17 protein-coding genes and 1 tRNA gene are annotated in these 12,588 nt (G+C 50.0%); 9 read left to right on the top strand and 9 right to left on the bottom strand.

Annotation, left to right across the window (positions count from 1 at the left end):
• The first annotated feature begins 34 nt into the window (after positions 1–34).
• From dapA to CKW38_RS21195, 5 genes are all read left to right on the top strand, one after another.
• Positions 35–913 (top strand): 4-hydroxy-tetrahydrodipicolinate synthase, encoded by an 879-nt coding sequence (gene dapA / locus CKW38_RS21215; protein ID WP_007911392.1) that lies wholly within the window; start codon positions 35–37, stop codon positions 911–913.
• Positions 914–930: 17 nt separating this feature from the next.
• Positions 931–2,046 (top strand): outer membrane protein assembly factor BamC, encoded by a 1,116-nt coding sequence (gene bamC / locus CKW38_RS21210; RefSeq protein WP_095113787.1) that lies wholly within the window; start codon positions 931–933, stop codon positions 2,044–2,046.
• A gap of 6 nt (positions 2,047–2,052) precedes the next feature.
• Positions 2,053–2,814 carry an MBL fold metallo-hydrolase gene (locus tag CKW38_RS21205; RefSeq protein ID WP_007911390.1) on the top strand — a complete coding sequence of 254 codons (762 nt, stop codon included), beginning with the start codon at positions 2,053–2,055 and terminating at the stop codon, positions 2,812–2,814.
• A 28-nt stretch (positions 2,815–2,842) separates the two neighbouring features.
• The gene (gene purC / locus CKW38_RS21200) at positions 2,843–3,556 is read left to right on the top strand and encodes a phosphoribosylaminoimidazolesuccinocarboxamide synthase (protein WP_007911389.1); all 714 of its coding nucleotides are present in this window, start codon (positions 2,843–2,845) and stop codon (positions 3,554–3,556) included.
• A gap of 83 nt (positions 3,557–3,639) precedes the next feature.
• A tRNA-Ser gene (locus CKW38_RS21195) sits at positions 3,640–3,729 on the top strand.
• Positions 3,730–3,970: 241 nt separating this feature from the next.
• Here CKW38_RS21195 and CKW38_RS21190 read toward each other — a convergent pair.
• Positions 3,971–4,687 (bottom strand): hypothetical protein, encoded by a 717-nt coding sequence (locus CKW38_RS21190; RefSeq protein ID WP_095113786.1) that lies wholly within the window; start codon positions 4,685–4,687, stop codon positions 3,971–3,973.
• A 179-nt stretch (positions 4,688–4,866) separates the two neighbouring features.
• Here CKW38_RS21190 and CKW38_RS21185 point away from each other — a divergent pair, with 179 nt between their 5' ends.
• A complete protein-coding gene (locus CKW38_RS21185) occupies positions 4,867–5,658 on the top strand; it encodes a DUF2971 domain-containing protein (RefSeq protein WP_095113785.1) in 792 nt (263 codons plus the stop codon).
• Between the two features lie 154 nt (positions 5,659–5,812).
• Here the strand turns inward: CKW38_RS21185 and CKW38_RS30445 are convergent, their stop codons facing one another.
• Positions 5,813–6,079 carry a helix-turn-helix domain-containing protein gene (locus tag CKW38_RS30445; protein WP_095113784.1) on the bottom strand — a complete coding sequence of 89 codons (267 nt, stop codon included), beginning with the start codon at positions 6,077–6,079 and terminating at the stop codon, positions 5,813–5,815.
• Between the two features lie 601 nt (positions 6,080–6,680).
• On the opposite strand from CKW38_RS30445, the gene CKW38_RS21175 reads away from it, so the two are divergent.
• Positions 6,681–6,944, top strand: coding sequence for a hypothetical protein (locus CKW38_RS21175; RefSeq protein ID WP_095113783.1), 264 nt, complete (start codon positions 6,681–6,683; stop codon positions 6,942–6,944).
• Positions 6,945–7,037: 93 nt separating this feature from the next.
• Here the strand turns inward: CKW38_RS21175 and CKW38_RS21170 are convergent, their stop codons facing one another.
• From CKW38_RS21170 to CKW38_RS21160, 3 genes are all read right to left on the bottom strand, one after another.
• Entirely contained in the window at positions 7,038–7,883 is an 846-nt protein-coding gene (locus tag CKW38_RS21170) for a hypothetical protein (RefSeq protein ID WP_095113782.1), read from the bottom strand.
• A gap of 142 nt (positions 7,884–8,025) precedes the next feature.
• On the bottom strand, positions 8,026–8,595 hold the full coding sequence (locus CKW38_RS21165; RefSeq protein ID WP_095113781.1) for a recombinase family protein: 570 nt from the start codon (positions 8,593–8,595) through the stop codon (positions 8,026–8,028).
• 147 nt (positions 8,596–8,742) lie between these two features.
• Positions 8,743–8,955 carry a hypothetical protein gene (locus CKW38_RS21160; RefSeq protein ID WP_095113780.1) on the bottom strand — a complete coding sequence of 71 codons (213 nt, stop codon included), beginning with the start codon at positions 8,953–8,955 and terminating at the stop codon, positions 8,743–8,745.
• 243 nt (positions 8,956–9,198) lie between these two features.
• Between CKW38_RS21160 and CKW38_RS21155 the strand changes: the two genes are divergently transcribed.
• Both CKW38_RS21155 and CKW38_RS21150 read left to right on the top strand, forming a co-directional pair.
• On the top strand, positions 9,199–9,594 hold the full coding sequence (locus CKW38_RS21155) for a hypothetical protein (RefSeq protein ID WP_095113779.1): 396 nt from the start codon (positions 9,199–9,201) through the stop codon (positions 9,592–9,594).
• Positions 9,595–9,638: 44 nt separating this feature from the next.
• A complete protein-coding gene (locus CKW38_RS21150; protein WP_095113778.1) occupies positions 9,639–10,502 on the top strand; it encodes a hypothetical protein in 864 nt (287 codons plus the stop codon).
• Between the two features lie 256 nt (positions 10,503–10,758).
• On the opposite strand, the gene CKW38_RS21145 is transcribed toward CKW38_RS21150, so the two are convergent.
• The 4 genes from CKW38_RS21145 to CKW38_RS21130 form a co-directional block, all read right to left on the bottom strand.
• Complete coding sequence (locus CKW38_RS21145) at positions 10,759–11,220, bottom strand: hypothetical protein (RefSeq protein ID WP_095113777.1); 462 nt, start codon at positions 11,218–11,220, stop codon at positions 10,759–10,761.
• A gap of 380 nt (positions 11,221–11,600) precedes the next feature.
• Positions 11,601–12,089 (bottom strand): hypothetical protein, encoded by a 489-nt coding sequence (locus CKW38_RS21140; protein WP_095113776.1) that lies wholly within the window; start codon positions 12,087–12,089, stop codon positions 11,601–11,603.
• On the bottom strand, positions 12,089–12,331 hold the full coding sequence (locus CKW38_RS21135) for a hypothetical protein (protein WP_095113775.1): 243 nt from the start codon (positions 12,329–12,331) through the stop codon (positions 12,089–12,091). Before CKW38_RS21135 ends, CKW38_RS21140 begins: the two co-directional genes overlap by 1 nt.
• Positions 12,328–12,522: a hypothetical protein gene (locus tag CKW38_RS21130; protein ID WP_095113774.1), complete on the bottom strand. Its 195-nt coding sequence runs from the start codon at positions 12,520–12,522 to the stop codon at positions 12,328–12,330. Before CKW38_RS21130 ends, CKW38_RS21135 begins: the two co-directional genes overlap by 4 nt.
• Positions 12,523–12,588: the final 66 nt, after the last annotated feature.

Raw genomic sequence — 12,588 nt, 5'->3', positions numbered from 1 at the left:
ATTACCGCTCTCTTTTTCCGGCAGGAGCGGTTTCATGATTGCGGGCAGTATGGTGGCACTGGTCACTCCCATGGATGCACAAGGGCGTCTTGACTGGGACAGCCTCAGCAAACTCGTGGACTTCCATCTCAAGAACGGCACCCATGCCATTGTCGCGGTCGGTACTACCGGCGAGTCGGCAACCCTTGATGTAGAAGAACACATCGCCGTCATCAAAGCCGTGGTCAAACAGGTTGCCGGGCGCATCCCGGTCATCGCCGGCACCGGCGCCAACTCGACCCGCGAAGCCGTCGAGCTGACCCGCAACGCCAAAGAAGCCGGCGCCGATGCCTGCCTGCTGGTCGTTCCGTACTACAACAAGCCGACTCAGGAAGGCCTGTACCAGCACTTCAAACACATCGCCGAGTCTGTCGACATTCCACAGATTCTCTATAACGTTCCTGGCCGCACCTCTTGCGACATGCAGGCCGAGACCGTGATCCGCCTGTCCACCGTGCCGAACATCATCGGTATCAAGGAGGCCACCGGCGACCTGAAACGTGCCAAAGCGATCATTGATGGCGTGAGCAAGGACTTCATCGTGCTGTCCGGCGATGATCCGACCGCCGTTGAACTGATCCTGCTGGGCGGCAAAGGCAACATCTCGGTGACCGCCAACGTCGCTCCGCGCGAAATGGCTGATCTGTGCGAGGCCGCGCTGAAAGGCGACGCTGACACCGCACGGGCGATCAACGAAAAACTGATGCCGCTGCACAAAGACCTGTTCATCGAAGCCAACCCGATTCCGGTGAAGTGGGCTTTGGTTGAAATGGGCCTGATGCACGAAGGCATCCGCCTGCCACTGACCTGGCTGAGCACACCTTGTCATGAAACGCTGCGCTCGGCCCTGCGCCAGTGCAGCGTCCTGGTTTAATTGAGGAAGTACAACGCATGAAGCGAATGGCCGGACTTTCCGCACTTGCCTTGATTATCTCCAGCACCAGTGGCTGCGGATGGGTCTGGGGCCCGGAAGGTTATTTCCGTGACCGTGGTAGCGATTACCTGGAAGCGCAACAGACTGCACCGATGCAACTGCCACCGGATGTCAGCACTTCCAAGCGTCTGGATCCGCTGTTGCCGATCCCGCGCAACGTTGCTGATGACACCGCCAAGGGCGAATACATTGTGCCGCGTCCTCAGCCGCTGTCGGCCGTTGCCGATGCCAGCGATTACTCGCTGCAGAAGAGCGGTGATTCGCGTTGGGTCGTAGCCCAGCACCCACCGGCCGAAGTCTGGCCAGTGGCGGTGCAGTTCTTCCAGGACAACGGTTTCCGTCTGGATGAACAGCGCCCGCAAACCGGCGAATTCACCACCACCTGGCAGCATTCCGACGAACTGTCCGCGTCCATGGCCAAGCGCCTGAGCGCAGCCGGTATCGCCAGCGACAGCGAAACCCGCGTACGTGTGCGTATCGAGCCGGGCGTGCAGCGCAACACCAGTGAAATCTACGTGGTCAGCGCCGAGCGTCCTGCCGGTAGCACTGCCGATGTGGCCTTCACCAACCGTTCGGTCAACACGGGTCTGGACGCGGCGCTGGTCGATGACATGCTCGCAAGCATGAGCCGGATCTCCGAGAAGGGCGGTTCGGTGTCGATGCTGGCCTCGCGTGATTTCGATACGCCGAGCCGTGTCAGCCTCAGCGAAGACGGCAGCGGTAACCCGGTGTTGAACGTCGGTAACGATCTGGACCGTGCCTGGTCGAGCGTTGGCCGTGCACTGGAACAAGGCGAATGGCGCGTTGAAGACATCAACCGCAGCCTCGGCCTGTACTACATCAACCTGGCCGAAAAAGCCGAGAAGAAAGACGACAAGCCTGGTTTCTTCAGCAGCCTGTTCGGCAGCGCGCCGAGCAAGGAAGAAGTTGAAGCCCGTGCCGAGCGTTATCAGGTTCGCCTGAGCAAGGTTGGCGAGAACATTCAGGTCACCGTCGAGAAAAATATCAACACCGTCGCGCCGGCTGAAGTGGCACGCAAAGTGTTGAGCGTGATTCAGGACAACCTGGGCTGATCAACCATGCGTTTTGCCGTTCTCGGCAGCGGTAGCCAAGGGAACGGCACGCTGATCGCCAGTGCTGATACGTACGTGCTGGTGGATTGTGGTTTTTCCCTGCGGGAAACCGAAAAACGCCTGTTGCGCCTGGGTGTAAACCCGGCGCAACTGAGCGCGATACTCGTAACCCACGAACATGCCGACCACGTGCATGGCGTGGGTTTGCTGTCTCGGCGCTACAATCTACCGGTCTACCTCAGTCGCGGCACACTGCGCGGGATGCGCAAACCGATTGAACCCGCGGGCTTTCTGGCCGGCGGCGAGCAACTGCAGATCGGCGCACTGAACATCGGGGTCATTGCCGTGGCCCATGATGCGCAGGAACCGACCCAGTATGTCTTCAGTGATCACGAGCAGCGGCGTTTCGGCCTGCTGACGGACCTGGGGTCCTACTGCGAGCGGGTGCTGGACGGTTATCGGGACCTCGATGCGTTGATGATCGAGTCCAACCATTGTCGTGACATGCTGGCCCGTGGTCATTACCCGTACTTTCTCAAGCAACGGGTGGGCGGCGAGCTGGGACATTTGAACAACCATCAGGCGGCATTCCTGGTGTCCGAGTTGGGCTGGCAGGGCTTGCAACATCTGGTCCTGGCCCACCTGAGCAGCAAGAACAACCTGCCGCAGCTGGCCCGGCAATGTTTTGTCGACACCCTCGGGTGCGACCCGGACTGGCTGCAACTGGCCGATCAAGATTCAGGGCTCGACTGGCGCCACATCGCCTAGCCCACCTACTTAGCAAGCGGAGCCCATCATGGAAAAACGTGAAGAACTCTACCGCGGCAAAGCCAAATCGGTTTACAAGACCGACGACGCTGACCGCTTGATCCTGCTGTTTCGCAACGACACCTCGGCGTTCGACGGCAAGCGCATCGAGCAGCTCGACCGCAAAGGCATGGTCAACAACAAGTTCAACGCCTTCATCATGCAGAAACTCGAAGCGGCCGGCGTACCGACCCAATTCGACAAACTGCTGGCCGACAACGAAGTCCTGGTGAAGAAGCTCGACATGATCCCGGTCGAGTGCGTCGTGCGCAACTACGCCGCCGGCAGCCTGGTCAAGCGTCTGGGTGTCGAAGAAGGCCTGAAGCTCAACCCTTACACCTTCGAACTGTTCCTGAAGGACGACGCCAAGGGCGACCCGTTCATCAACGAATCCCACGTTGTGGCATTCGGTTGGGGCACCGCCGAGCAACTGGTTCGCATGAAAGAACTGTCGCTCAAGGTCAACGAAGTCCTGACCAAGCTGTTCGACGACGCCGGCCTGCTGCTGGTCGACTTCAAGCTTGAATTCGGCGTGTTCAGCGACGGCTCCATCGTCCTCGGCGACGAGTTCAGCCCGGACGGCTGCCGTCTGTGGGACAAGGACACCAAGAAGAAGATGGACAAAGACCGCTTCCGCCAGGGCCTCGGTGATGTCATCGAAGCCTACGAAGAAGTCGCCAATCGTCTGGGCGTACCGCTTTAATCGACGCAAGCATCTGATAGCACGAAGAAATTTTCGAAAGAGGGTTTGCTTTCGGTAAAAGTGTTGTTATGATGCGCGCCGTTGGAGAGATGCCAGAGTGGCCGAATGGGACGGATTCGAAATCCGTTGTACCTTCACCGGTACCTAGGGTTCGAATCCCTATCTCTCCGCCATACAAATAAAAGCCTCGTAAATCGTTGATTTGCGGGGCTTTTTTGTATCCGTTGATTTTTGCATTTGACCACTTGCTTTGACCACTCAGGTGTACCAAATGCACCATCGTCGGATAAGCGCTGCCTTTCCAGCCGTTATTGCACAGCGCTCTGCATATCGGACGCGCATGAAAAAGCGCCACTCGATGGGGGTTCAATTACAACCTGTCAGCTCACAGGGAAGTCGCATCTCAAGCCTTGGTTATCGACCTCCGACTAACGTATACGACATCATCGCGCGCATGTTGTAGAGCATTTCTGCTGCCTGTCGGAGAGTAGCGATGACCTCCTTGTTTTGTGTGTCGTCGTGGGAGTATGCCTCGACAGCTTCACCAGCATCGTTAAGTATCAGCATGGCCTTCACCGCGGGGCCGTCATCGTGCATTCGCTGGGTCATGCTTTCGATATCATCACGCCTAATAGTTGATTTCTGGCTGTCACGCTCTGCGTCCTTTGTAACCGGGTAGCGAAAGAACGTACTAGACTTATCTGTGGCTTCAATTGCTTCTATCCACTCGTCTAGCTCCGTAGTCATCACCCAGTACTCAGGTTTCGTTTCCGGAACTTGCGATAAGGACTCGGCTAAATCAGCAAGAAGAGCGCAAAACTCTGTGTACAGGGGGGCGAGGCTATGGACTCTGTGCAAGGGCTCTCGCTTTTGCCCAACCATGACACTTGGCTCTCCATCTGATGGAGTATCGCCATAGGGAACTGCAAACTTCCGATGTAGCAGGATAATTCCTGACTTCAAATACAGCTCGATAGCGTGTCTGTACAGGAAGCTGATAGGAAGATGGGAGTTTAGTCCTATACCACCGGGGGTATCAGCGAGTGCATCGGCTGAATACCGAAAAGAGTCTGCAACCGCACCAAAGCCTGAATCAAAGTGCTGGTCAAACGGCAAAAACATATGGAGCATCGACGTTCCCTCGCAGGGTTAAATGACAGTGCGAAGCACCGTCAAAGGTGCATCATGTCAAAAGACGCAGCGTCCTGTAAAATGCTGGTTAACTGATGCTGGCAACCAGCGGTAACTGGAGCCGGTAATATTTATTGGGTTTCTTGGATGGCAATTTTCTTAATTCATAGGAGCAGTACGTGAGCGAGGACTATCCAAAATATTTCTACAAATATCGCAGTATCGAAAACTTTGACGATTTATCAAAAGATTGGGCGATTGACGCGGTACTAAACAATCAAGCGATTTTTTCCAGTAGAACAAACTTTAACGACCTTTTTGATTCAAAGATAGAGCTGGTTCGACCAACACCTAGAGAATTTAAAGAACTTAAATCTCTTGTTGGAAAGAATGATAAAAAATTAATTTCCGAGTGCATACACAAAGGCGAATTCACTGCCCGTGGCCTTGAAATAATCAAAGGCTTTGAAAGCAGTTTTAATGAAACGATAGATAGTTATGCGTTCATGTCGGTCTCAAGTAATCCTGTCAGTAATTTGATGTGGTCGCATTATGCTGGCGCTCATAAAGGATTCTGCATTGAATTTAGATCGGAGTTCATGAAGGCTGAAAAAGTAAGCTATAAAAAAACCATCCCAAAGCTAAATACAATAGACTTGCATCGCCTGCATTTTAAAATTTACGACGGTGACGACCTAGGTCATCAAATCTGGAGTGCTTTGAGAACTAAGCTTGACGAGTGGGAGTATGAGTCTGAATACAGGTTTCAAGCTAACAACGAAATGGGGCGCATACCTAAGGGCAAGAACTTTATAAAAATACCATACAATCATAACTTTATAGAGTCGATTATTTTTGGTTGTCGAATGCGAGAGGATGTAAAAAAATTCATCATGAGGCATATGCCCGGTACTGTAAAATTTAAGCAGGCTGTTGCAAGAATAAGTACCGTGGAAATAATAAACATCTGATTTATCTGGTGCGAGATATTGGGGTTATCCCAGTTAGTCTCTGAGAGACGACCGAGACTTTCTACAGGATATGGTGCACACACCTCACTTTGAGAGGAGTTGAGCAAAGATAGCAACTAAGTGCTGGTTGTAACGAAAACTCTCTTCAATAAAGTCATCGCCCTGTCGATCCCGCATCTGCTGACAGAGACGTTTCAAACTCTGCAATCAATACTTGGAACTCAATTCCCAGGACGTTGCACAGGTCTCGAAGCTGCACGATGTCTAGTCGCCTCGATCCGGTTTCAACATCGCTCATGAAGGATTGTGGGCGCCCGAGAGCCGTTGAGCAGGCGACCTGAGTCAGTCCTGAGTCTTTCCTGTGCTTCTCGATGAGTGTTAGCAGCACATCGTACTCACGGCGATAGATGGTCTTGGACATAGTCAGCTGGCTGCGATAGTCACTGTTCGTATAAAGGAGCGCGAATTGGACTTAGCCTGATGGTTTGTTTGCAGTAGGCTTCGGCCACGCAACCACAATTCCCTGAAATTCAGAATCGGCAATCTGGTGATACTTCGCGTGCACGTGGTTCTGAAATCCGATGGGTGTCTTTGGATATTGGTCTGACGTTTCCAGCCGTACGACCTTTTGCACAAAGGTGGGTGGTCAATCTTCCTCAAAATCCGTAGGGATGGCGTTTTATAGTCGGCGGGAAGTCTCAGGTTGCGCAGAATTGAGTGTGGGCTGTTTTAGCTGGACATGAATGTGACGCACAGCCTTGGTATTTGTCGTTGCTCTGTGATCGCTACAGGGAGCTCAGAATACATACTTGTGATACATAGAAGCAGTTTCGGCCTGAGTGATGCCGATGTACACCGATTTCGCTGGTGAGGGATCAGTAAACTTTTGGTGATCTTTTGTTTCGGCAGGCATTGATTAAATCAGCGTGTGTACGAAAAGCCAATTCGAGCAGATGAATAGAATTGCAATAACTAAAGCCCTTGGATAGAATCGATGTAATTCTAACTACCAACGGAGAAAAATGAAAACTTACAGCTACCGACCTTTCTATCAAGGCCCATCCCCAGTCAATCCGATGCGGGATGAACTATCCGCTGATGAACAAGAGCAGAAACTTGAGATGTTTTACGCAGACGTTGCAGCTCACTTTGAAAATTTAGGCTCGATAGTGAAAAGAAACAGCGCTGGCTTAATTAGCATTACAACAGAAGTGCCAGAGAAAGATTGTCATAAAATTGTGGCAAATCTGCTAATTAGCCTAGACCTGCACGCTGACAAAATTTAAGGGAATCAATAGATGAGGTTCGGGCAGCATCATCCACCGGTTGGATGTTGAGAAGAGATCAAGGGGAACAATGAAAGCGAGCGCAATCGTGTTTCAATCCAGCTGGCCCTTCACGAACGATTCAAACTGGTCGTATCCCACGGGTAACTCCCCCATAAGAAAAATCTCGGCAGAAGATTCAAATAGAGCCTGAGGTGAATGAATGTAAGTCTTCACTGCTCGTCTTAGGGCGGTGATGTGCTCGCTTCCATGCCGTTTCAATGCTGCATTGAGAGCCTCTTCAGTAAACGCGGATTTCGCTTTGCCAGAGAGATTTTGCTTCATGAATTTCGCGAAACGTACGCAAAACCACTCTGTGCAGAGGTAGCGTTTATAGTGATGAGGAAGCTCGGCCATCGCAAAATTCAGATTGCTCGACTGAATAATTTCTTTGTAAAAAGCGGTTAAAACTGTACGAAGTTCCCCCGCACTCACCTTTGAGTCAGGTGCGAGTAGAAAATGATAAGGTGAAGGCTTGTTGATACGGACTAGATTAGTAATCACGAAGCCATTGCATGAGGCAAGCACTAAGCCTGCGTTATTTTGGCTAGCGCTATTGATGACCGATACCAAATCGGACAGTTTCTGCCAGCTCACGTACTCACCGGTTCCAGATATCAGCAACCCCCTGACAGGATCACCATGAGCCTCTACGTGAAGAACCGGCTTCGTAATGCCCATGCGGCAACTGCTCTCAATGACCTTCAGCTCAGCAACTAACTGAGCAAGCGTACCGATACGCTTCAGCACACAATAGCCGGGTCTTCCTAATACAGACGACATGTCATTCAAGGACTCTTCCAGCCAGCGCCCATTTTTTTGGTCACCGGCCCCCAAGCAATCCAAAATCACTACGGAGTTGTTGTGAAATTTAGATTCAAAGATTAAATCCCCACGCATGTGCAATTCCTCAAAAGCCACGATGGAAAATCTACAGGGTGCTCTGTTTTCTGGATCAGTTACTGGATTCCTTCAGAATGCAACAAAAGGAACCAGCTGGGCTAGGTTTCTATAGAAGCTCACACCGGCTCACAGATAAGACCTAGGCTCTGTTCCAGTGACGCTTAACTGTTGCAATGCCAATTTTGAGTTCTCCCGCAACTTCAGATTGCGACATATTCTGAGCCTTGAATCGCTGCACGGCGGCGGTAGTGTCTGTGGCTTCTGGTCTACCTAGTTTCTTGCCTTCAGCTCTCGCACGCTTCAATCCTGACTGTGTGCGCTCGATCAGTAAGTCACGTTCAAACTCAGCAACTGCACCCAACACCTGCATGGTCATCTTTCCAGCCGGACTGGTGAGGTCTACGCCACCAAGTGCAAGACAGTGGACACGGATGCCAGTACCAGCCAGATGCTCGACTGTCTGACGTACATCCATTGCATTGCGCCCGAGTCGGTCAAGCTTGGTAACGATCAGCACATCACCCGATTCCATGCGCTCCAACAACTTCTGAAAGCCAGGACGTTCGTTGGCGGCGATGCTGCCTGAAATGGTTTCCTCCACCACCCTGCTCGCCTGTACATCGAAGCCAGCGGTCTTCACTTCTTGTATTTGGTTCTCGGTGAACTGATTAGAGGTGCTGACTCGGCAGTAGAGAAATGTGCGGCTCATGGTTGTTGATCCCACTGGTATCGCTAAAGGTGGGATCACTGTATTGGTATCGCAAAGCAAGGTCAACCCTATTTTATTGATACCTGTTTCATCTTGATTCGCTCGTATCATTTAACGGTCGTTTGATGATGCCAGCACTTCGTGCAACTACTGACGGAGTCTTGTTATGCCGAGGGCGATGGCAGATGCATTCTCATCGAGGGTTTCCAGTGCGGATACGGCGTTCTCATGCACTTTAGGTGAGCCTGTAGACCTTGCCCACAAGGACAGTTCTTCAATCGCGGCAGCAAGCGCGTGCTGGTTGTGCAAAAGAAGAGTGAGGACATCAGCAGTGGTGATGTTGGCGTGGTTGTCTTGCATGGTTGTCGTCGTCCTTGATGGGTGGTGTAAAGATCGTAGCTCAGCACGTGGGTGGCGGCGTGTGGTGGCATCTGAGGTGAGATTGAAATAGCAGTCAAGGCTAACGCCAACACCCTGTAGTGATAAGCACAGCCCGTTTGAAATGTGCTTCCTTTAACGTCACCTAACCATGGTGCGTTCAATCCAGGTCAACCGTGTGCCATCATGACCGATGGGTTGAGCTGTTTCGACAAGGAGAACGAGATGAGTGGGTGGCAGCGGTTAGGTGTCGTGTTGAGTGTGGTTATAGCCTTGCTGATAATCAGCATAAAGTATGACTCTTTCCCTACACAGAAACAGGCGTATTTAGTGCTAAGTGACAGAGCTAAACTTTGGGTGACCTGTGAAGAGTATTTCGGGAACATGGACGGACAAGAGAAAGCCATAGCAGAGTGCTCCAAATATGCGAGACAGCACGCAGACGACAACCTAATAGCTGAAGTGGATCGATACAAAGAGCGGGCCGCCACACTAACTGACAGGCAAATGAAGTTTGTTGGATATTATTTTGCGTGGTGGGTTGGAATCAGTCTGATCATGTACCTGATTGGTATTTCTATAAAGTGGGTGTACCGAGGCTTTCGCCCCAAGAAGGTATAACCCGGCTTTACTCGTACAGCACCGACAATATCAGGGAGTGACGAATGATTGCGCAATTTATTGAATTTATGAAAACAGTCCCGGTTGGTATTTTATCTGGGGTCGTTGCTTCAGGTATAGCTTTGTTTGGCGTCATTGTTGCATCTGCCATAACACTATTTGGAGTAATTATTTCGAATAGAAGTAATACCAATCGGCTAATATTGCAGCTTAATCATGACACGAGCGAAAAGTCAAAAGAGAGAATTAGCAAGCTTAGGCATGAGGTTTACTTGAAGGTGGCTGAGGATATTGAGGGTGCAAATATTAATCTTAGCACGCTAGTTAATCGTGATCTCGCTAGCTTAGATATGAATTTGGAGCTTCAGTCTATTATCTCGTCGATAGCAAAGTTAAAGTTGGTGGCGGAGCCTAATACCACGAAGCTGGCAGGAGAGTTGAGTGCGCAATTCGGTGCATTGTTTCTAAAGGTGTTGCCTAGACTTATTCCTGTGCAGAATGCAAAGACGGATATTGAAATTAACGACTCATCCTATGTTACTTTTTCTGACGAAGCTTCAAGGCTTATACGGGAAATGCAAAGGCTTCACGAGCAGGGGCATCAAGATGGAGCAATACTCCAATATCTTCAAGACTCATATAAGATTAACTCCGATACAGCTCAAGAATATGCAGCTGCACGATCGCTTGCTTACAATGTTCATGCGAAATTAATGCATGAGTTTAACGTTTGGTTTTTGCCTGAGATGAAAGAACTGTTAAGTTTTCAATTGAAGGTAATGGTGGCAATACGCGAAGACCTTGGCATTGCTTGTGATGTTGCAGACTTACAGCGACAATTAGAACGTCACTGGGCCGTAATGGAAGCGGGGTATGGCGATGTCATGAAAGACTTGAGAAGAGAATAGTTTGTTTGATGCTGGTCGTAGGGCGAGTATGTAACCTAGGTTGAAAGCTGGATTTTATTACCGGTTTTCAATCGTATTGTTTAGCTGTGCGTGATTATGCGGTGGAAAGTGAGTCGTACTTAACCGAAAATGGTTGAAGGCAAGGTATAATCAGTGCTGTAGCTGAGTTCATACTAACTTCGGGCAGGCGTGACTGCACGTAGCCCCTGATTTACGCCCTGTATGCATCCCTGTTACTGAATAGTATTGGTAAGGGTCACAGCGGCATCAACATCTCTTTGTTCAATACCGAGTACCGTCTAACCCTGACATCACCGAATACTTTCGATAAGTCATGTGGCTTTTGCTTGTCGATTGCACTGGCTATGCTTTCCAGCTTTGCTGACGTTACCTTGCCACGCTGGATGTTCACCTCGGATGAGAATGTATCGTGAGCTACGACTTTCAAACCTTCTGAACTGGCTGTGGTCAGGATCGTCAGGTAAGCCTGCAAAGTCTTATCACCGTTCAGCCCGCCAGCCTTCATCTGAATGCGGATAAGGAATGGTTGATTAGGATATTGCTTGCGCAGTACCTGCTTGAATTCAACCATATCAGCTAACAGACTTTTGCTCATCGCTGGGTCAGCATAGTAGACGGAGTACCTGTGTGACCATTGGTTTTCTGTCAGCAGTGCTAGGTATTTTCTCTTGGTCTTATCCTCAGTCGTTTCACTCATTCCTTCCCCCTAATCTTTAATATTAATCTCTAATACATACTCTCTAACACAGCACTAAACTCTCAATCACTCCCTTTCCTATATACTGCAATGCTATCTGGCTGGCTCGAAAGGCCGTTAGCGCCCGTATACGTTAGGCTTTGTGACCATGCGATGGAAAAAATTGCGAATTACTAGTGCGGCGATTTTATCATTACTAATGCGGTAACTTCCACACCTATTTTGTCGGGTTAACGCCCGTACCCTGTACTTTCCTGCACGCAAACAAAAGCCCCGCACAACCCTTGTAAGCTGTCGGGGCGATGATAAGCAGGGTTGCATTGGGAATGTACTCAGAACGCGTTATAGGAGGTTCTGGCTGGCATCGCCGTCGGCGTCTGTCACTCCGGTACGATCAACTCGCCGAATGTAGCTGCGACTTCCTGAGCAATCTCAGCCAAAACTTTCGCTTGTTTGTCAGCAGCCTTCTTGGCTTCTTGCCGCTCACGGGTTTGCAAAAGTTGGCTAGTGAGCTTCACACGGTATTCTTCACGTTCCCGTTCCAAGTCAGCGACGTAATCAAGCTTAACTTGATGATCAAGCGCTTGGCGTTCACTGATCTTAATGGAATCAGGCTTCTCCATACGGCAACTGTAACTGCCAGGAGCAGTTGACACCGGGTATTTCAGACATAGCGTATAGCCTTTGGTGTGATGATCAATTAGATTGCTTAGGAACTGAGTCGGGATTTCACCACGTACCAAGACTGTGCATTCATCAGTTTGATCATAAACATTATGCCGAGCTTCTGTACGTTGCCTTAATACAGCTTCTTCAAATTTTGAGGCAGTGCCTGAGATTGTAATGCGGTCGTTTGTTTTGCTGGTCATTATACTGTTTTCCTTTTGCTGCGAATGAGTTTAATCATGTTGGTGATAAGGGATGTGCGGTAACGTTCTTCATCAGTACTAAGTGTGTCAGTATTTATAATGGTGACACTGGTTGTCTTGGTGACGATTGCATCACTATCACCATGAACCTTCTCTTCAATTTGCATGGCTTGTTGCTGTGCCTTTGCACGTCGTTCGAGTGCTCTTGCAATGCCACGAGTGAAGTGGTCAGAACTCCTCATTTGTATTGCTCCTGAGCTTCATGTAGAGCTGACAATCCGTATTCAGTGGTCAAACGATCAATCACGTCAGTAGCGCGTCGAACTCCAACCTTGTCACCAACTGCGATCGCTGATTTTTTCAAGTGAATGAAGTGAACCATTTGTTTGATTGCAAGGTGTTTACTAATATCAATATCATTGTCGATAGTCATTGTTTATCCTTTGGGGTTTGTTGTGTAGAAAGGCACCAGACATATGGTTAAAAACTGCATTTGAAT

The sequence above is a fragment of the Pseudomonas sp. Irchel 3H7 genome (assembly GCF_900187605.1).
Classification (GTDB): Bacteria; Pseudomonadota; Gammaproteobacteria; order Pseudomonadales; family Pseudomonadaceae; genus Aquipseudomonas.
This window is presented reverse-complemented; position numbering and strand designations above follow the sequence as displayed.